Here is a 20,732-nt window from a genome sequence, read left to right on the forward strand (position 1 = left end):
GGCGTGAGGTAGCAGACCCATCATTACATCTAGATTCAATTCCATACCTTAACCCTAACAGAATGAACAAGTCTCGCCGTTTTCGTGGCCAACTGATTTTTGTCCTTTTTAATTACATTTTCACATTTGTATGGCTCAGCAAGCTTTGTTATGGCCAATCACTTGTTATAAAAACACTCTCAAAGCCTCAATCTTTTCAAAATCACTTTAAGAGTGTTGTGTTATAACTGTTTATTCATCCATGAAAGGATACTTATAGTCCTTTGCAGGAACTAAAGTTTCCTTAACAACTCTGGGAGAAATCCACCTACTTAAATTTTGCTCAGCTCCCGCTTTATCATTTGTGCCAGAAGCTCTAGCACCACCAAAAGGTTGTTGTCCAACTATTGCTGTAGTAGGTTTATCATTAACATAGAAGTTTCCAGCTGCCTGTCTAAGTTCCTTTATTGCTTTTAGTTGGGCTTGCCTATCTTTAGCAAAAATACTCCCTGTTAAACCATAAGGAGATGTTTCGTTAACAAGTTTTAATGTTTGTTCAAATTCATCGTCGGGATAAACAAAAATAGTCAGCACAGGGCCAAATATTTCCTCTACCATTGTTTTAAACTTTGGATTTTCTGTAAGTATTAAAGTTGGAGAAATAAAGTATCCTTTTGTATCATCACATGTACCCCCAGCTATTATTTCAGCTTCTGGAGATTTTCGAGCATAGTCAATATAATTTTCTATTTTATCAAACGCTTTTTGATCGATTACAGCATTGACAAAATTGCTAAACTCTTCAACTGGCCCTACTTTAATATTTTTTACTTCTTTAATTAATGAGTTTTTGATTTCTGCCCATTTGCTTTCAGGTATATATGCTCTACTAGCAGCGGAACATTTTTGGCCTTGATATTCATAAGCACCACGGATTAAACCTGTTACAACTTCATTATTATCAGCTGAAGGATGAACAACTACAAAGTCCTTTCCTCCAGTTTCTCCAACTATTTTAGGATAGGTCTTGTATTTTTCTAGATTTTGAGCAACTTTCTTCCACATACTGTTAAAAACTGTAGTAGAGCCTGTAAAGTGAATTCCTGCTAAATCATCTTTCTTTAACACTACATCAGCTACTTTTGCTCCGTCGCCTGGTATAAAGTTTATAACTCCAGATGGCAAACCTGCTTCTTGTAAGATTTTCATCACAAAGTAATTAGAATATACTGCTGTTAAGGCAGGTTTCCATACAACTGTATTTCCAACCATAGCAGGTGCCGAGGGTAAGTTCCCCCCAATTGCAGTAAAGTTAAATGGTGTAACAGCAAAAACAAATCCTTCTAACGGCCTATAATCAAGCTGATTAATTACTGTTCTCGTTGAGTCAGGCTGTTCTTTATACATTTTGCTTATATAATGGGTGTTAAACTCGAAAAAATCCACCAGCTCACAAACAGCTTCAATTTCTGCTTGATATGCATTTTTAGACTGACCTAACATTGTAACTGCATTCATTACCTGTCTATAAGGACCGGCAATGAGTGCTGCCGCCTTTTTAAAAACTAAAGCTCTCATTTGCCATGGCATGTTTTCCCACTCTTTTTTAGCTTCTCTAGAAGCTTCAACAGCCATGCTTATTTCTTTTTCTCCTGCTTTATGATAATTAGCAAGAATGTGTTTATGATTATGAGGCATTCTAACCTCGCCCATATCTCCTGTCCTTACTTCTTTACCGTTGATTATAAGAGGAATCTCTATCACCTTTTTGGAGTATTCCTCAAGTTTAAACTTTAATTCTTTCCTTTCTACACTATTTACTTTAAAATCATTTGGCATTTCATTAGATGGCCTTTTAAATGAAAATAAATTATCAATCATAAATTAGTCTCCTTTCGATAGCTTTTATTATTAACATAACAGATTAGATTCCACCATGGCTTTTACATTATCATTCACTAATTCGATATCTATGAAACAATTGCCTTATACAGTTTTCGTCCTTTTGTGAAACTAATATCTCTACCGCTAGTTTCTCATTTTTAAGTAAACTATTTTGATATATTTTTAATTTTACAATTCCTTCATCAATAGTTTGCTGAAACCGAAAGCTTTGAATCTTCTCTAATTTTATATATTCACTGCCATCTATAACAGCTTCCTCTGTTACACAAGACTTTTCAATTTTAGAATATGCCCAATATATATATTGAGCTAATGCAGCAAAGCCCATTAAAAAGCCTTCGTAAAAAGCATTAAATCGCCGCACTTTCAGGTATTTTTCACGATTTTTATCAAACAATTGCTCTTCAAGTTCATTCATATATTCAATATCCAAGACTTGTAAGAAACTCTCTACATATTCTCCTTCTAGAACATTATAAATAGAAAAAACTAAATAAAATGCAAATCCCAAACCTAAAAACAATATGCAAAGTCCTAAAACGAAAAAAATTTTTTGGTCTGAATCATCTTGCAATGGCACCTCTTTAGCAACAATATGCTTTCTAGCAATTTTATTTCTTACTATTTTAAATAAGACTATTCCCCAAATAGCAAACACAATTAAATATAATAAAGTCAAATTAATCCCCCAATATCAATTATTTTACTCATCCTATAAGTAAGACTACAATAAGCGAAGTTGGTTTTGCCCTCCCCCGCAATATCTAAGTAGAGATTTACAATTAATTAATCTATGTTAAAACATTATTTATGCGTGTTATATATAATATTTTAAATTTTTATAGTTGTCAATAAAGTGCTCCCATTTAATTTTGTTTTAAAAGAAAATGTTATATAATATAGATTAGTCTTTTAAAGAAATATTAAGTTAAGGAAGTGATGAAATAATGAAGTTAGATAATTTAGCTTTTAAATCCATTGGTGTAGAAAATCTTAATGATTTATTTAAACTTCAAAGTGTAATTATGGAATCCCTTGATGACACTGATTTATTTGAAAAAGAAAGTGAAGAAACTCTTCTCCCATTTCTCAACAAAAATCAAATGTATATCCTGGGATGTTACTCTAATGATGCTTTAATAGCTTATGGAATAATGTTATTCCCTAAGTTTGAAAAGGAAAACCTAGGCTATGATTTAGGGTTTGCTAAAGATGACCTACCCTATATTGCCCACATTGATAGCATCGCAGTTAACCCAAAATATAGAGGGCTTGGTTTGCAGGTTCTTATAGGTAATTATCTAGGCAACATTGCTAAATCTCTAGGTTATATCCATCTAATGTCAACAGTTTCTCCTGAAAATTATCATAGCATCAACAATGTTTTTAAACAGGGTTTTAAAATTAAAAAACTCACTAAAAAGTACAATGGTAAAAAAAGGTATATTTTTCATAAAAAAGTGTTATAACCCTGGTTCCTTAGAAAAGAGACACCATATAGCATAGACTTATACGTCTATTTATATGGTGTCTCTTGTTAGGGGTAATTTGTGTTTTTAAAGTTCTCCAGGTATTCCGCGAGCTTCAAATTGATAAATTCTTGCAGCGCTATCTGAACCCTGAGTTGGCTTTGTTACTACCAATCTTACATATCTAGCTTCAACAGCTTTAAACGTAGATAACGTGGTAGCATCAGAATTGTTGGTCACCTCTAAAACCTCGGTAAAATCCTCTCCATCGTCACTTACTTCTACTATATATCTTTCTGTGTTCATTAACTCGCTTTCTCCACCAGCTTCTGCATGGGCGACAAACACTTCACTAATAGTTTTTGTTTTGCCTAAATCAACAGTAATATGGTGAGGAGCTGGGCCAGTAACACACCATTTTGTATCTAAAGTACCGTCCACCGCAAAAGGTGGTGCTTCGTTATCATTAACATACCCTGAAGCATCAACATCTTTATCTAGCGCTAAGTTTTCAAGTTCTCCCTCAACTTTAGAGCTTACAGTAATAAATTCATCTTTTTCAATAATGTCTTCACCTTCATCATTTTTTGCTGTAAGTTGTACTTTAAATGTACCTTCTTCGTTAAAGGTAACTGTAGGCTCATCGTCAGTACTTGAATCAATATCAGCACCCTCAAAGCTCCAGTTTAGCTCTTCAGTATTTGCGGTGCTAGTACTGTTAAAAGTTACAGAATCACCGGGGGCTATCAAGGTTTGAGAAGCTTCAAATCCAGCCCTAGGTAGTCTATTATCAGGCCAAGTCATCTCTGTTGTATCAGATGTACCTCTGGCTCCATGTTTATTGACAGGAACTACTTTAAAAGTAGATTCTAATCCTTCTTCTTCTCTTTCTATCCCGTTAATAAAAAAGCCTGGGTTTCTTGTAACACCTAAAAATGATTTTGTATCATTATCATTTGTGCGATATACTTCATAAAACTCACTATTATCATCTTTGTCCCAAGTTAATCTAATGCCAGCATAAATATTTTCTTCATCAAACTCTTTATCAATCACCTGTAAGTTTGATACTTCTGTTTCTTGATTTTCAGTATTGTTTAGGATAGAAAGTCTACCTAAACTCAGTTCATAAGGGTCTTTATCTTCTTTTGTTGAAACTTCTAAACCTATAGTTTGAATAACTTCCCCTTCATAGGAGCTTAAGTCAAACTCAACTTCTGTCCACTGATTTTCAACCTCTTTATCGCCCTCTATAACTTCTGTATTTCCATCTTCAAAAGTTAAAACAGCGTTGAGTTCAGTTGACTCCATAGCTTTTGCAGTTGCTGTAAATCTATAATCCTCTTCTATTTCTAGATCTGCACTAAATAAAGTTATTGTTGATTTTTTGTCACTTTCCATGTTTCCTCTGAACTTAATTGAGGTTCCGCCATAGTATGCATCGGCATAATCTATTGAAGCTGTTAAGTCGTTATTTCCTTCATTGTCTATTATCCATCTATAAGTCGGCATCACATCCATCATGCTACGGTTATTCCAGTTCATTTTAGACACCTGTTCACCGTCAATAAAAAAGTTGTATCCATTTCCCATGTTAAAATTAGTTGTAAAAGGAACTGAGTTTAGTACAGTACGCTCAACAACGTAAGATGATATGCCTCGCCAATCTTTTCCCGTAGCGTTATGGGGATTTCTTGGATCTCCATTGTTGTTTACCCAAAATAAGTTTTCATTCTCATGAAACTCATTAACGTTGCTAGCTGAGTAATAGGTCCAACTAGGGCAATATAAACCTAAAGAAGTTAAAGGAACTCCGTTATCATCCTCAAATAAGTCCCATCTAATAGGAGTAAATAGACCGTCTGCTTGTACATCTACACCAGCATATAAATCATAGGGATCTATACCTAATTCATCAGCTTTATCATTTGAATATTGGATTAACTCTTTATCTGCAAGTTGTTGCACTGTCCACCAAAAATTCAAGAACATACTGTCTGCTACAGGCTCTTCTTTTTCATCTATTAAAAAGAACGCATTTTCATCAGTTAGTGCATTTTGCCATCCCATTTCCCCTTCTTTGGTCATGGCATCATACCACATGATCTCTAAATGAGGGGCTTGATCTTTAAACGCTTTAATAAATTCTTGCATTAGTTTAGCATGCTCATCGGTTACAGGTTCATCTTCTGTTCCAGCAATTTCTTGATTAATAAACCAACCATCAAATTGATAAACTGATGCAACTTCAATTAATTTATCTGCCATAGGGAAGTTTCCATCATCGTCTTTAACTAAGAACTGCTCTAACCATTTCATTTGACCTCCGTAGTCTTCTGGAGGAAAGAATACAGTTCCAAGAACTGGTACACCATTTTTGTGTGCTGCATCTACAACGTCTGGACTTGGGGGCACTATTATTCCTTCACCAGAGGAACCACCCCAATACACAAGCTGGTCAATATATTGCCAATAAGTAAATGTGTTTGAATCGAATTCATTGGTTCCATTTGATGGGTTACCGCTGGTACTACTGTTCATAATGCTCAAAGCCACAACATTAACATCTTTGTTTTGAGAATTATTGATTGTTGGCAGTCGATCCCTTGAAACTCGATCTGCCAAAGGAACTGTACTTTTATTAAACAATAAATCAGGATCTTCAGAGGGATCCCACTCTAACAATTCATCAGGAAACCAATAAGAAGATATTGGACCATTTTCCATAGCCACCTCAGGATTAGCTTCTTCTGTCATCTCAAACTGTGCCATATCTTCCGAACAAGCAGCTAAATTCAAGGCCATGAGAAAAACCAATAAAATCAAAAAACTTTTTTTCATAGAAAGTGCTCCTCTCTTTTATTTGGTTAGCAACTTAAATTTACATGATTATCTAGTTTTTTAAAAGTGTAAAAAATTTAGATAACATGCACAAACAAAAGACTACTTAAATTTAAGTACATTAATACAATATAGACTCCTCTGTTTGTTTATCAAACAGATGTATTTTAGCTGGATTTAAAGCTAGCTTAGTCATTGTATTAGGTTTTAATTGTGAACTGGACTCAACTCTAGCGACTAAATTTTGTCCGTCAATATCTACAAACAAAGAAGCATCAGCTCCCATAATTTCAGTGACCTCTACTTTTCCTTCAATACTTGATTTAATAAATTTTTCTATAGTAGCAGAATCATTGAAAATATCCTCTGGTCTTATACCCATAATCATCTCACTGCCACTTAGATATCCTTTTTCATTAACAATGCTACTTTTATCCTCTGGCAACTGGATATAATTTTCTCCAAAAACAAAAAACGTGCTATTGTTTTTAACTTCTATTTTCCCTTGTAAAAAATTCATTTGAGGACTGCCAATAAACCCGGCTACAAAGAGATTAATTGGATTGTTATAAAGATTTAAAGGAGTATCTACTTGATTAATAACTCCATCTTTCATTACTACAATTCTATCCCCCATTGTCATAGCTTCTGTCTGATCATGGGTTACATAAATAAAAGTTGTTTGCAACTTCTGATGTAATTTAGCAATCTCTGTTCTCATAACAACCCTTAGCTTTGCATCTAAGTTTGACAATGGCTCATCCATTAAAAACACTTTGGGGTCACGAACGATAGCTCTTCCTAAAGCGACTCTTTGTCTCTGCCCTCCCGATAAAGCTTTAGGCTTTCTATCCAATAATTCTTCTATTTCTAAAATTTTTGCAGCTTCCTGAACTCTTTTATCAATTTCATTTTTAGGCATTTTTTTAAGTTTAAGACCAAATGCCATATTCTGAAAAACTGTCATATGCGGATATAGTGCATAATTTTGAAATACCATAGCAATATCTCTATCTTTAGGCGCAGTTTCATTAACTTGTTCATCGCCAATATACACTTCACCTTGTGATATCTCCTCTAAACCGGCAATCATCCTGAGAGTTGTTGACTTTCCGCAACCAGATGGTCCCACCAACACAATAAATTCCTTATCCTTTATCTCAAGATTAAAGTCATTAACAGCCGTAACTTTTTCATCAAATATTTTATAAACATTTTTTAAATTTAATGATGCCATCGTTTTTCCCCCTTTTAAAATTATATATAGGACACAAATATTTCAAGATTTTCTCCATGTATGGAAAATTTTTCGACCATACAAGGCAATATAAAGTGGGAAGATTTTGCTATACTATACTCTTTCTCATCTATAACCAATTTGCCATCACCTTTTAAAACGCTACATATCATAAATGGCTGGCTTTTATCAAAACTTCCTGCATCCTCAATATTCCACTTTTGTACAGTAAAAAATGAGTTGTCAATAAACTTGGTTTTTAAAACCCCATCTCTTTTCTCCACAGTTGGCTTATTTTTTGGTTCGTCGTGAGGAGTGGCTATTACATCTATAGCTTGTTTTAAATGGAGTTCTCTAGTATTTCCTAACTCATCTTTTCGGTTGTAGTCATATAATCTATAAGTTGTGTCAGAACTTTGTTGCACCTCTAACACTACTGTGTTTTTACATAACCCATGGATTGTTCCACTAGGAATATAGATAAAATCTCCTGGTCGAATTTTCTTCTTTGTCAACAAAGATTCAAACTTTTTGTTATAAACTAGTTTTTTTAGTTCATCATGGGTCTTTGCTTTATGTCCTAAAACTATTTCTGCATCTTCATCACAATCCACTATGTACCAACATTCAGTCTTACCGAGGCCGTCCACTTCATTGGCTTTAGCATATCGGTCATCAGGATGTACTTGCACTGACAAATCTTTATTTGCATCAAGAATCTTAATCAGCAACGGAAACTTTTTTTGTCTAGGGTATCCAAAAACTTGTGGGTAATCTTCCCAAACTGTTTTTAATGATTTTCCCTTAAGCTTAGAATTTAAAATTATACTTTCTCCACTGGGATGGGCAGATACTGCCCAACACTCTCCTGTTTTATTACTGGGGATATCATAATTAAAATAGGTTTTTAATTTTTTACCTCCCCAGAGCCTTTCTTTAAACACAGGCCCCAAAAACAAAGGTTCTTTTATCATGCCTATTCTCCTTTTTCTTGTAGTGCTAGTGCCAAAGCTCCTCTTATACCTTGTTCATCATTTAATTTAGGTTTGACTATAAATTCAGGAGGAATTTTTACATATCCATTGACCATTTTTTCCAATTTCCCCTTAATTTTAGATATAACATGACTTTGTTTCATAACGCCTCCGCCTAGAATGATTTTATGAGGAGATAATATTAAGGTATAATTCATAACAGCCTGAGCTAAGTAATAGCTCTCTAATTCCCAAACATCATCTCTGTGGCTTAGTTCACTTGCTTTTACCCCATACCTTTTTTCTATAGCTGGACCAGATGCTAACCCTTCCAAACAGTCGCTGTGATAAGGGCAAACACCTTGAAAATCATCTTCCTTTGAACGCTTAACCCTTATATGACCCATCTCAGGGTGATTTACTCCATTTAACGTCTGACCATCTTTAACAAAGCCAGCTCCAATACCTGTGCCAACGGTTACGTATAAACAGCTATTGTTTTCTTTCGCTGCTCCCCACCTATACTCACCTAAAGCAGCCACATTTACATCGGTATCTAAATAAACTGGTATATCATAATAGTTTTTAAATTTCTTATAAATATTAAAATTTCTCCACTTTCTCTTTGGTGTGCTCAATATTTCTCCATAATTGCCCTGACTTTTATCTATTTGCACAGGACCAAAGCAGCCTATTCCAAGTCCTTTTAATGGATAATTTTTAAAAAAATTAATCACGTTGTTTATGGTTTCTTCTGGTGATTGTGTAGAAATCTTTGTTTTATCAATAATTTCACCATCTTTATTACCTACGGCACAAACAAATTTTGTGCCTCCTGCTTCGATTGCTCCGTAATACACTTAAGCCCCTCCTAATACTGAACCCTGTTGCTACATACAACAGGGTTCATCATCAGTTATTGTTGATGTGCACGCCATTCATCATATTGTTCTTGAATCTCATCAAGTACTTTTTGCATACCTGCTTCATATAATCTTTCATTAAATACATCTAAATACACATCTGGATCAACTGCTCCTTTTAATAGAGCGGGTGCAAACTCACTTGTTACGTTAGAAATTGCTGCAATTTCTGTTCTTACTGCGCTTGGGTCAAAATAAAACCCTAAAGCTGGTGAAGGAATTGAGTTATCGTTAAATTCTTCAAAAGCTTCCCATTTATCCTCGGGCTCATCGTCATGCAAAGGCAAAATCAACTGGTTGCCTATTGCAAAACTCGGCATGTTGTAATCCTCTACTCTTGCCGGTAAATCGGTTATTGTTCCATCATCATTTAGCTCATAATGAACTCCCTCTATACCTTTATCAACTAAGGTTCTTAAATAAGGATCTGTGTTTAACAGATTTAAAAACATCATAGCTCTTTCTGGATTTCTTGAAGTAGCTGAAATAGCTTGCATAGAGCCCGTCACCGAGTTATTAAATACATATGGTTCTTGTAAAGGCACATAATCTATTTCATATCCTGATGAACGGGACCATAATAGTTCTGCATATGGTTGATATAGCTCTTTTCTAACAAACCAATTTTGCACATCCATAGGCCATGAATCTGTGCTTGTAGCAGCATCTGACCTTATATATCCCTTGTTATAGTAGTCATGCATAGTACTCAAAATATCATGGGTAATTTCTTCCTCATACTTATTTATAACTTCAGTTGTATCTCCTTCTAGCCTAAAGGCAAAAGGCATTTCTTCTTGAAGTAGCGAATCAAATGGCAAAAATGCATCAAAAGTAGCTATGGGACTTACTCCAGATTCCTCTTCTTTTATTACTTGAAAATATGGTTCCATATCTTTTATACAAGTTACATCTGACAAATCAAGATCATGCTTATCTGCTAATTCCTTGTTATAAGCTAATACAGCCTGCTGCCCAACTTCTTTATTTGTTGGCACCGCGTATAAACCACCGTCTATTTGTGCTCCTTCAAGGAAGGCAGGATCTATAGCCTCTTGCATTTCTTGTCCATATTCATCCATAAGATCTGTAAGTTCTAAAAAAGCGCCTCGTCTTGCATTTAAGGAATAGTTGTTTGCCCATGAACTTGTAAAGGCAATATCATATTCTTCTCCAGACGTAACAATAACTTGCATCCTATCATCATACTCGCCCCAATCTAACATGCGCAAATCTATGGTAGCGTTTATTTTTTCAAGTGTGTATTCGTTAATTTCTTCTAGTACTTTGTCAAGGTCAGATTGTGGTGTTCCAATTAAGTACCAAGTTAATGTAACATGGTCTAACTCATGGTCAGGGTTGCCTTTAACTTCTTTTTCTCCTCCACAGCCAGCAGTAAAGCTGAGCACCATAATAATAACTAAAAACAAAGATAACTTTTTCATTTTCTTCCCCCTTATTTCTTTTGTTATTTTAAAAAAGGTTTTCCTTTTTTAATTACTCTTTTACCCCACCAATAGTCAATCCTCTAACAAAATATTTTTGAAAGAAAGGATAAGTTAAAGCTATCGGCAAGGTTGCTATAACCACTATTGCCATTTGAGCAGAATCCTGCGGTATAGACGCCATTAAGGATTCACTTTGTGCACCTATATGAGCATTTTGTGCTATGAAATCTAAGTTATTTTCAATCCTCATCAACAACGATTGTAGCGGAATCAAATTAGGATCGTCTATAAACAGCAATGCATTAAACCAGTCATTCCAATAAGCTAATGTACTAAAGAGAGCTATGGTTGCTATTCCTGGAATAGCCAGTGGCAAAACTATAGTAAGAAAAATTCTAAATTCTCCAGCACCATCTATTCTAGCTGATTCTATAATAGCTTCTGGTACAGAACGCTGAAAGAAAGTTCGCATTATAATTATATAAAAAGCGTTTACTGCTAAGGGAAGTATCAGCGCCCATATACTATTTTTTAAGCCTAAAAATTGGGTCATTACAATATAAAATGGCACCATACCCCCACTAAACAACATTGTAAAAAACACTAGAAAAGTAAACTGCCGTCGGTAAATAAACTGTTTTCTTGATATTGCATATGAATACATCGAGATCATGGCAACACTCAAAAGCGTACCTACTACAGTTATAAATATAGTTATTCCGTATGCTCTAAGCAGCTGAGACCTCATCATCCACAAGTATCTATATGCATCTAAACTCCACTCTTGGGGTATCACTCTATAACCATGCATTGCCAAGGACTGCTCACTGGATAAAGAAATAATAATCACATATACAAAAGGAAAAATGCAAAGAAATGCAAAAAGTGCCAACAAAATATTCATAACAATATTAGTCTTTTTAGAAAAAGAATGAGGATCATATTTCTTTTTTTTGCCTAAATTTACAACTTCTTCACTGCTTGCTTTTGTTTGCTGTGAAATTTTTTCAAAACTTTTCATTTTATTAATCCTCCTAAACTTAGAATAATGCATTCTCCTCATCTATTTTCCGCACAATATAGTTAGTAATCATAATCAAAACAAATCCTACAGTAGCCTGGTATAATCCTGCTGCTGTACTCATACCTATATCTCCCATAGACATTAGCCCTCTGTATACATAGGTATCTATAACGTTTGTAACCGGATATAATGGACCAGAGTCTCTCGGAATCTGATAAAACAATCCGAAGTCAGCACTAAATATATTACCGATACTTAACAGCGTAAGTATTATCATCAAAGGTTTGAGCATAGGAATGGTAACATGCTTTATTTGTTGCCATTTACTAGCCCCATCAATCAAAGCCGCTTCATAGTAGTTTTTATCAATACCCACTATGGCTGCTAAATAAATAATACTGTTAAACCCAACACCTTTCCATTGGCTGATTCCTACTATAAAAAACGGCCAAAACTTGGGTTCGTTATACCAAAAAACAGGGTCTTGTCCAAAAGCCTCTAATATCCTATTGAACATTCCCCTTTCTACGCTTAAAAATGCAAACACAAAATGGCTTACTACCACCCAAGATAAAAAGTGAGGGAAAAGCATTCCTGTTTGATACACTTTAGTTAATCTTTTGTTAGCAATTTCGCTTAACACGATAGCAAAACCAACTGCTAAAACTAGCCCTAGTACTATAAAAACCAGATTGTACAACACTGTGTTTCGAGTTATCACCCAGGCATCTCTACTACCAAACAAAAACCTAAAGTTATCAAGCCCCACCCATTCACTATGATAAATACTTGCTAAAAAACCATCGGGGTGGAATTTAAAATCTTTAAAGGCCAGGATTTGTCCAAACATTGGTATGTATTTTAGAACTATTAACCATATAAGTCCAGGTAGTGTCATCAATAACCACACGCGATTTTTTTTAATGTTTTTTGCTGTCCTTTTAAGTCGCCACATGTTATGCCTCCCTTTACGTTATTTGCTTCTATATTTATTATATTAAACCTAAGGTTTTCTAGAAAGTTGAGATAACATAGATTTACTGTTAAAAATAAATATACTTTCATTAAAACAGGCTAACCCCTTTAAGGTTAGCCTGTTTTAGTATATTTTTTTCTCCACTGTGAAGGCGTCATCTTTTCCTGCTTTTTAAACTGTTTGTAAAAGTAAGCAGGGTCTGCATAACCAACTTTATTTCCTATAGAGCCAGCTTTTTCATATGAGTTCAAAAGATATTCTTTAGCTTTCTTTATTCGGACGCTGTTCAAGTATTTCGTAAAAGAATAGTTGACTTCTTTTTGAAATAGTTGCCCCAAGTAAATTGGGCTTATATGGTAAAGAGCTCCTAGTGTTTTTAAGGACATATCTTCTGCATAGTTTTGGTGAATATGCTTTAATATAGTTTCTATAATAGGGCTGTGTTTGCTTTTATCTTCAATTTTTGAGGTCTCCAAAAGCTCAATACAGTGAGTTAGGGTAATTTTAGCCTCTTCAACCGATTGAAGGTTTAGTATAGCATGGACTTTTTTTACATACTGTTCATGTTCTAACTGCAGAAAGAAGTTATTCTTGATAAAAAATAATAGTTCCAATAATATGCTTTTTACTATAACCTTTAAATTTTGGGAATTATAGTAATCAAATGTTTTTCCCAGTTCTTTTTCTACTAAGTCATATTCCCCCTCTGTAATCTTTTCAATTATTTCTTGGCTTAGATGATTACTTAAGTAGGTGTGTTCTTCTTTAACATTTTTCGATTCTTTAAAGTAAATGTAATCAATATTTTTATGCTCTTGTTTAGGCAGAAGCATTTTCAATTCACTAGCCATTTCAATTTCCTTAAAAGCATCGTGTATTTTCTCTGGTTCTTTTACTTTCTTACTATAAACTAAAATGTATTCACCTTTTTCAGTATCCTTTTTTAACCTTTTTTTTAAGTCAGCAATTTCTTCTTTTAATTTATCTTCATCGATGCCACACCATAAGAAAAACATGTGCCCCAAAGGGGATACCACAGCTATAGTTTTTTCTCTCTTTTCCATTTCTTTCTGGAGTCTGTTAATGAGTATTTCACTACTTTGCTGGCACTCAATCTTTAACAGTCCAATATTTATAGGAAAAGTAATGTCCATTCCTGTGTAAAATGATAGCCTTTGCCTTAAATCATCAAAGCTCATTTGTCCATTGATCCATCGCCACAGCCCCTGATCCCGCATAACTAAACTAGATTTTTGCTGTATCAATGTATTATTTATCTTTTCTTTAACACCCTTTAAAGATAATAAAAGCTCCTCTTGGTCCACTGGCTTTAGCAAATAATTTTCTATTCCAAGCTCTAAACCTTTTTTAACATAATCAAATTCTTGGAACCCAGATAGTACGATTGATTTAACCTCATTATTTTCTGCTTTTAAGGCTTTAATTAATTCTAACCCTCCCATGTTAGGCATTTTTACATCTGTTATTACAAGATCAGCAGGATTAGCTTTATATTTTTCTATAGCTTCTTTTCCGTGAGAAGCTATAGAAACGACTTTAAAACCAAAAGATTCCCAGTTTATAATATTTTTAAGTCCTTCCAGTATTAACGGTTCATCATCAACAAGCATCACTTTAACCATAGCTTTGCACCTCTTTTATAATTGGTAACTTTACTTTAATTAAAGTTCCACAGCCATATTCACTTTCTATTTTTACACCGTAGTTTTCACCATGTTTTAGCACTATCCTTTGATTGACATTACTAAGTCCTATAGACTCAGAATCGCTATCTAAGTTGTTTATTTTCTTTTCTATTTCTTTTACCTTTCTGCTGTCTATACCGATTCCATTATCTTCAATTATTATCGATAACTGCTGTCTCTCTTCTTCTATTTTAATGAAAAGTTTATTATCATCTCTATCCCTTTTAAAGCCATGCATCAAAAAATTCTCTATTAATGGTTGTAATATAAAAGGGATTACATAGCAGTTTTCTACCTTCTTCCCTACTTCAAATCTACAAATAAGTTGATTAGGAAAGCGATTTTTAAATAATTCGATATATTCAAAGGCATGATTTATTTCTTCCCGTATAGTTACCATTTCCGCCTTATTTAAGGAATGTCTAAATATTTTGGACAACTGTACAATCATTTTAGCAGAAGTTTGTCCTCCCTCAGCCATTGATTTCATTCGTATAGCTTCTAAAGTGTTGTATAAAAAATGGGGGTTTATTTGTGCTTGTAAGTGAGCTAATTCTGCCTCTTTTTGCTTTAGCTTTGAAAAGTACATCTTATTTAGATAGTCATCTAAGGTATCTAGTGTTTCATTAAACGTATGAGCAATTATAGAGAGATCATCACAAACCTTAACATTGGAGATTCTAGCTTTCATGTCTCCATTTTGAACTTCTTTCATTTTGCCAATAATCTCATCTACCCTTTTAGAATAACTTCTCAAAGAAAAATAAGGAATAGCTATAGCTATAAACGCTAACCCTGAAGTCATTAAAACCACTCTAAACCCATATCCACGCAAGTTTTTTACTTCGTTTCTAGGCAGTATGGAGGTTACCATAACCTCACTCATTGGCTCAACTGAAGAGTTTACAAAGTAAGTCCCTCCTGATTTCAGTTCTTTATTACCAGAACCAAACTCAGGACTTATTTCTTTATATTTTTCTCCATAAGTATAATAGTTTTTCCCTTCTTTATTACTTAAGGTTACTGACCCTTTTAAAGGTTCATCTACCCTAGATAACACTCTATCAAACCCTTGATAACTATAATATGCAGTCATGGTTCCAATTCTTTCCAAAGAAACAGGGTCGTTAATCGATACCTTTACTGTATAAAATCTCTCTTTGGCATCAACATCATCATTCATTTCACTTATATACCAACTACTATGGTCAAATAAATATTGGTATTGCGTGTTTAGCACTTCATTTTGGATTTGCAATGCCACAATATCAGGATTTCTGGAATAATAATTTTTTATAAATAGGTCAAAATTATATGGAACAAAAGAATCACTTTCAGCAAACTTATTTAATCTATATTCTAAGTAATCCTGATAATCATGCTGTAACGCAAAAACTAAATCCTCAATTAAGTCTTCTTCGAAATATAACTGTCTTACCCCTTGTTTGGTAAACTCATGCTTATATGCAAGCTCAGACTTAACTTCTTTTATAATGTTTTCTCTTTGGTACAGCTCTCTTTGAATAATCAGTTCAGAATAATAACTCCAAACAAATAAAAAAAGCAATGCCATAGTTAAAAGAATTATGGTGGAGTAGGTAAAAAATACCCTATAAAACATCCTAACTTTTATTTTTTTTGCTAACTTAAAAGCTTGCATAATTACACCCACTATTTTACATTTTTACTTTATTTTTTTCATTTATATATACTTATATAATTCAATTTTTTTATGCAAATCCCTGCACGTTTTAACGACAAGAAACAGAGATTATAATCTCTGTTTTGTCTTTGGTATTATTTAAACTCTACCTCTATAGTCTTTATTTCATAAGGTGAAAATTCTAACTCTATTGGTCCATGGTGCAAAGGCGATAAGCTTTCATTCTCAATTAAGTTTACTTCTTTCCAGTTATCAATTTCATACAAAGATTTAACTTTTATTTTAGATCTAGCACCTTCCATTTCATGGAACCTCACTATTATTTTGTTATCACTCCATTCAGAAATCTTTACAGCATCTAAAACGACATTTTCTTTATCGATTTCTATAAAAGGAGCAGTGAACTCTTTTTTTGCTCCACCGGATAAAGCTTCTATAGGGGTATTTAGATAAGCAGCTTCTTTCTCAACCTCCCATTTATTTTTGAGCCCACCAAAGGGGAAAATTGAGTAAGTAAAGTAGTGCTGTCCTTCGTCTGCATTGGGGTCAGGGTGTACAGCTCCTTTTAACAGCGATAATTGTAGCACATTATCCTTGTTTGAGTATCCGTACTTGCTATCATTCATTAAAGCAACTCCATAATCTGTTTCAGAAATAGCAGACCATTTATGCCCTACTGATTCAAATCTGGCCATGTCCCAAGATGTATTCCAGTTATTAGGTCTAGTAACATTTCCAAATTGGATATCATAAATAGCTTCTGTGCATCTGATATCCAACGGAAACTCAACTTTTAAAAGTCTTTGCCTTACGTCCCAATCGACAATTGTTTCAAAATCTATTCTTTTAGTATAAGAGTAACAGTGCATTTTTTGAGTAATAGATACATTTTTCCACTGCCATTTAAATACAATAGTGGTTCGTATTTTTCCATTCTCTTCAACATAACACTCTTTTAGATTTCCAACCTTGCTGCTTTTTTCTTTATAAAATAAATCAATGTCCCAGGCATCATGAGCCATTGGTTTATCTTCAAAAATCCTAAACACATTTCCTTTGCCTTTTAATACCTCTCTACCAGCTTCTATATCAAAAATACTAGTTAACTGTCCTTGACTATCCCACTTTATTTCATAATAAGGAGTGCTCAAGAATTGTTTATGCAACTCTACAGAGCTCAGTTGATTACTTTTTTCAGTCTCAGCTTCTTTTAAAGCTATATTTCCAAATGATAGAGGTCTTGCCTCATCAACTAACACTAAAAAATCACCATTTTCTAATTTTTGTGCAGTTAAAGGTTTATCTTCTAACCAAAAATTTAAACTCTCAGGGTTGTTCTCTTTAGGAACTTTTACCACAATCGCTCCCTTATATTGTAAAGGATGAAAGTAACTTACTACGTTATCTTCTTTAACAACGATAGTTTCTATTTTATTTGTCATGATTTGGTTTTTAATTTCTTCTGCTTGTTGATAATCTTTATGACAATCCTCATAAACTTCTTTGATGGATGAACCCGGTATTATGTCGTGGAATTGATTTAATAATATCTTTTTCCAGCCTTTTTCAATTAACTCTTTTGGGTATTGTTTAAATTTATTTTTAAACCCTTCCCAAACAGATATCAGTTCTAATTTTCTATACTCATTTTCTAGCTGACGGTTTTTTTGTTTTACTTTGGCTTGACTTGTATATGTTCCTCGGTGGTACTCTAAATAAAGTTCACCATCCCATGTATGAAGATATCCATTGCTGTGATCTAAATTTTCATGTAGTTTGTCAAAATATTTTTCGGCGTTTGTGGATTGTACTTTAGGCATACCATCTACCTTATTGTACTGATTTTTCATTTCTAACATTTCTCTATTTACGCCGCCACCACCATCTCCGTATCCATAAGCCAATAACAAATCATTATTGATTTCCTTATCACGGTATTTATTCCAAATACCTTTTAAGGTTTCAGCAGTTATTAAACCATTATAGGTATAAAACCAAGAGTTTTCATCCCTGCCTGGCTCCGGGGTCGTAATAAAGTGAGTTAGAACTTCACTACCATCTATACCTTTCCACTTAAAGGTATCATGAGGCATCCTATTATATTGATTCCAACTGATTTTTGTAGTTACAAAAGTTTCTATGCCTGATTTTTTTAATATCTGAGGTAATGCCCAGCTATAACCAAATACATCGGGAAGCCATAAAACCTTGCTATCTTTTCCAAACTCATCTAAATAAAACTTTTTACCGTATAAAAGTTGTCTTACCAAAGATTCTCCAGATGGAATATTGCAATCTGCTTCAACCCACATTCCTCCTTCCACCTGCCACTGACCATTAGCTACTTTTTCTTTAATTTTTTTATACAATTCTGGCTCTTCATCTTTTATCCACTGATATAATTGTGGTTGACTTTGCAGAAAAGTATAGTCATCATAAAGTTCCATCAATCTCAGAACGGTTGTAAATGTTCTTTTTGCCTTTTCTTTAGTATGTTTCACTCGCCAAAGCCACGCTAAGTCAATGTGGGAATGGCCTATTGTATGAATGTTAATATTCTGTTTATTGGCAGATTTTAAATTAACCTTTGCTTTTAAAATATCCAAGGACTTATAAACTGATTGATAAAATTCTTCACTTTGGGGTTCGGTCCAGTCTATCACTAAAAAGGCATCATTAAGAGAAGTTAGAAGTTTAGCTCTCGATGGGTCATTTTCATCTAAAACTTTTATTGATTGTAAAACCGCTTTCGATAAATAATAAAGGCTATCAATTTTTTTATCTAAAAGTCCATGCCACGCTTCTTTTATGCGATAAAATTGTTGCTGAGGGTGCCCCCCACCCTCTAGTCCTGACCAAAGTAATATATCCAGTTCCATTTTATCGCCAGCATTAGGCAGGATAACCTCTTTATGGTTACAGTCAACTGCCTGAAATGGCTCTTTGTTGAGATATAATAAGGCTTCAAAACCTGAGTTATTTCCACCACCAGTGCGACCTAAGTCCAAAAATAGCACTTGACGACTATCTTTTGATAAAGGGATAGATTTTATATTAGTATTAAGCCATAAATATTTATCCCTACCAGCCCAATGATCGTTGACTGTTAAAACTTCTGTAGAGTAATTTGTAGGTAATCTATTTTCTTCACCTTTTGTTGGATTATAGGTTTTAAATGACTCTATCATCTTTATATTTTTATACCTTAATCTATCTAGTTCGTTGATACGGTTTTCTAGTTTCTCAATTTTAAAAAACATATAACTCCTCCCCGTTTATTTTTTGTTTGCTTTTTCTAAAGGGCTTGAAGGTACATATATACCTATCTGACTTAGAACAAACTCACTGAACATTGAATTTGCCCAAGCGAACCACGATCTAGTAAATTTTTTGGAGTTATCAACATCAAACCCTTCATGCATAAAATATGTAGACCCATGGGTGTTTTTGAAAAGCTCCAGTATTTTATCTTTTTCCTCTTTTTTAGTAGCCGTCATGCCCTGTATAGCCAAAGCTATATGCCAAGCATAATGATCTGGAGTATGAGGACTCCCAATACCTTTAGCTACTTCACCTTCATAGTAATATGGATTATGTCTACTTAATATAAACTCTCTAGTATTTAAATAGGTAGGCTCATCAAAGTCAGTATAGCCTAAATACGGTATTGAAAGTAAGCTGGGCACATTAGCATCATCCATTAAATTAACATTACCTTTGCCATCTGTTTCATAAACGTACATATCTCCAAAAATTGGATGATTAACTTTACCGTATTTTTCTATACCTTCCTTTATTTCTTCTGCTAGTACTTTCACTTTGTTCGCTAAAGTAGACTCTTCCATTTGTTCCAACATGCATTGGGCATAGCCTAGGGATACACAAGCAAACATGTTAGCTGGAATTAAATACCCATACAGGCAAGCATCATCACTAGGCCTAAATCCAGACCAAGTCATCCCTGTTTTTACAGAATCCCCTCCTTTTCCATCTCTTAGTAAAGTATCTGACACACGACAATCTTTACGCTGGAACCTATAAGGGGATTTTTCTTCATGTTCCTGCTCTGTTTTCCACAGATCATATACAGTTTCTATCACCTTTTTAAGTTTATCGCTCAGTATACTGTTATCTCCAGTTGCCTTCCAGTAAAGGTAAGTTAACTGAATTGGGTAACACAGCGAATCCACCTCATATTTGCGTTCCCAAACAAGTGGACTCATTTCAGTTAAATCCTGTTGATGCCCATCTTTACTGGGACTTTGATTAAAAGCATTAGCATAAGGATCGTGAAGAATATATTCCCATTGCCTCTCAATTACTCCTTTTATCAACTCAGCAACTTCTTTATCCTCATTAGCTACAGTTAAATAGGGCCTTATTTGGGCAGATGAGTCTCTTAACCACATAGCGGGAATATCACCTGTTATAACAAACACTCCTTGCTCATCCTTTTTTAATGTGGTTTGATAAGTATTTAAAAAACAGTTCTCAAACAGCTTATATGTGTCTGGATCATTTTTATATTTATTTTTAACCTTAGATAGTATTGCGTTAAATGAGTTTGGTAAGTTTTCCATCTTGCTC

At 34.1% G+C, this 20,732-nt stretch carries 14 protein-coding genes; 1 reads left to right on the plus strand and 13 read right to left on the minus strand.

Features of this window, described 5'->3' with window-relative positions; translation table 11 throughout:
* Window positions 1-231: 231 nt before the first annotated feature.
* A complete protein-coding gene (gene pruA / locus PRVXT_RS11595; RefSeq protein ID WP_350343028.1) occupies window positions 232-1,860 on the minus strand; it encodes an L-glutamate gamma-semialdehyde dehydrogenase in 1,629 nt (542 codons plus the stop codon).
* Between the two features lie 70 nt (window positions 1,861-1,930).
* Window positions 1,931-2,563, minus strand: a complete 633-nt coding sequence (locus PRVXT_RS11600) for a hypothetical protein (RefSeq protein ID WP_350343029.1) — start codon at window positions 2,561-2,563, stop codon at window positions 1,931-1,933.
* 268 nt (window positions 2,564-2,831) lie between these two features.
* On the opposite strand from PRVXT_RS11600, the gene PRVXT_RS11605 reads away from it, so the two are divergent.
* A complete protein-coding gene (locus tag PRVXT_RS11605) occupies window positions 2,832-3,353 on the plus strand; it encodes a GNAT family N-acetyltransferase (protein WP_350343030.1) in 522 nt (173 codons plus the stop codon).
* Window positions 3,354-3,440: 87 nt separating this feature from the next.
* On the opposite strand, the gene PRVXT_RS11610 is transcribed toward PRVXT_RS11605, so the two are convergent.
* The 11 genes from PRVXT_RS11610 to PRVXT_RS11660 form a co-directional block, all read right to left on the minus strand.
* Complete coding sequence (locus tag PRVXT_RS11610; protein ID WP_350343031.1) at window positions 3,441-6,194, minus strand: endo-beta-N-acetylglucosaminidase; 2,754 nt, start codon at window positions 6,192-6,194, stop codon at window positions 3,441-3,443.
* A gap of 121 nt (window positions 6,195-6,315) precedes the next feature.
* Window positions 6,316-7,431: an ABC transporter ATP-binding protein gene (locus PRVXT_RS11615; RefSeq protein ID WP_350343032.1), complete on the minus strand. Its 1,116-nt coding sequence runs from the start codon at window positions 7,429-7,431 to the stop codon at window positions 6,316-6,318.
* A gap of 20 nt (window positions 7,432-7,451) precedes the next feature.
* Complete coding sequence (gene manA / locus PRVXT_RS11620; protein ID WP_350343033.1) at window positions 7,452-8,405, minus strand: mannose-6-phosphate isomerase, class I; 954 nt, start codon at window positions 8,403-8,405, stop codon at window positions 7,452-7,454.
* Window positions 8,406-8,407: 2 nt separating this feature from the next.
* The gene (locus PRVXT_RS11625; RefSeq protein WP_350343034.1) at window positions 8,408-9,265 is read right to left on the minus strand and encodes an ROK family protein; all 858 of its coding nucleotides are present in this window, start codon (window positions 9,263-9,265) and stop codon (window positions 8,408-8,410) included.
* A 56-nt stretch (window positions 9,266-9,321) separates the two neighbouring features.
* On the minus strand, window positions 9,322-10,773 hold the full coding sequence (locus tag PRVXT_RS11630) for an ABC transporter substrate-binding protein (protein WP_350343035.1): 1,452 nt from the start codon (window positions 10,771-10,773) through the stop codon (window positions 9,322-9,324).
* Between the two features lie 52 nt (window positions 10,774-10,825).
* Window positions 10,826-11,797: a carbohydrate ABC transporter permease gene (locus tag PRVXT_RS11635; RefSeq protein WP_350343036.1), complete on the minus strand. Its 972-nt coding sequence runs from the start codon at window positions 11,795-11,797 to the stop codon at window positions 10,826-10,828.
* Between the two features lie 19 nt (window positions 11,798-11,816).
* Complete coding sequence (locus PRVXT_RS11640; protein WP_350343037.1) at window positions 11,817-12,755, minus strand: ABC transporter permease; 939 nt, start codon at window positions 12,753-12,755, stop codon at window positions 11,817-11,819.
* Between the two features lie 134 nt (window positions 12,756-12,889).
* Window positions 12,890-14,419: a response regulator transcription factor gene (locus tag PRVXT_RS11645; protein WP_350343038.1), complete on the minus strand. Its 1,530-nt coding sequence runs from the start codon at window positions 14,417-14,419 to the stop codon at window positions 12,890-12,892.
* Window positions 14,412-16,055, minus strand: a complete 1,644-nt coding sequence (locus PRVXT_RS11650; protein ID WP_350343039.1) for a sensor histidine kinase — start codon at window positions 16,053-16,055, stop codon at window positions 14,412-14,414. The genes PRVXT_RS11645 and PRVXT_RS11650 overlap by 8 nt, the downstream gene beginning before the upstream one ends.
* Window positions 16,056-16,279: 224 nt before the next feature.
* Window positions 16,280-19,405 (minus strand): alpha-mannosidase, encoded by a 3,126-nt coding sequence (locus PRVXT_RS11655; RefSeq protein WP_350343040.1) that lies wholly within the window; start codon window positions 19,403-19,405, stop codon window positions 16,280-16,282.
* 15 nt (window positions 19,406-19,420) lie between these two features.
* A complete protein-coding gene (locus PRVXT_RS11660; RefSeq protein WP_350343041.1) occupies window positions 19,421-20,725 on the minus strand; it encodes a glycoside hydrolase family 125 protein in 1,305 nt (434 codons plus the stop codon).
* Window positions 20,726-20,732: the final 7 nt, after the last annotated feature.

Source organism: Proteinivorax tanatarense, from assembly GCF_040267685.1.
GTDB classification, from domain to species: domain Bacteria; phylum Bacillota; class Proteinivoracia; order Proteinivoracales; family Proteinivoracaceae; genus Proteinivorax; species Proteinivorax tanatarense.

Excerpts from the sequence above, each read along its gene's own strand:
- PRVXT_RS11630 (WP_350343035.1), bottom strand. The coding sequence starts at position 10,773 with ATGAAAAAGTTATCTTTGTTTTTAGTTATTATTATGGTGCTCAGCTTT.
- PRVXT_RS11650 (WP_350343039.1), bottom strand. The coding sequence starts at position 16,055 with ATGGCATTGCTTTTTTTATTTGTTTGGAGTTATTATTCTGAACTGATT.
- PRVXT_RS11605 (WP_350343030.1), top strand. The coding sequence starts at position 2,832 with ATGAAGTTAGATAATTTAGCTTTTAAATCCATTGGTGTAGAAAATCTT.
- PRVXT_RS11635 (WP_350343036.1), bottom strand. The coding sequence starts at position 11,797 with ATGAAAAGTTTTGAAAAAATTTCACAGCAAACAAAAGCAAGCAGTGAA.
- manA (WP_350343033.1), bottom strand. The coding sequence starts at position 8,405 with ATGATAAAAGAACCTTTGTTTTTGGGGCCTGTGTTTAAAGAAAGGCTC.
- PRVXT_RS11615 (WP_350343032.1), bottom strand. The coding sequence starts at position 7,431 with ATGGCATCATTAAATTTAAAAAATGTTTATAAAATATTTGATGAAAAA.
- pruA (WP_350343028.1), bottom strand. The coding sequence starts at position 1,860 with ATGATTGATAATTTATTTTCATTTAAAAGGCCATCTAATGAAATGCCA.
- PRVXT_RS11660 (WP_350343041.1), bottom strand. The coding sequence starts at position 20,725 with ATGGAAAACTTACCAAACTCATTTAACGCAATACTATCTAAGGTTAAA.
- PRVXT_RS11640 (WP_350343037.1), bottom strand. The coding sequence starts at position 12,755 with ATGTGGCGACTTAAAAGGACAGCAAAAAACATTAAAAAAAATCGCGTG.
- PRVXT_RS11645 (WP_350343038.1), bottom strand. The coding sequence starts at position 14,419 with ATGGTTAAAGTGATGCTTGTTGATGATGAACCGTTAATACTGGAAGGA.
- PRVXT_RS11610 (WP_350343031.1), bottom strand. The coding sequence starts at position 6,194 with ATGAAAAAAAGTTTTTTGATTTTATTGGTTTTTCTCATGGCCTTGAAT.
- PRVXT_RS11655 (WP_350343040.1), bottom strand. The coding sequence starts at position 19,405 with ATGTTTTTTAAAATTGAGAAACTAGAAAACCGTATCAACGAACTAGAT.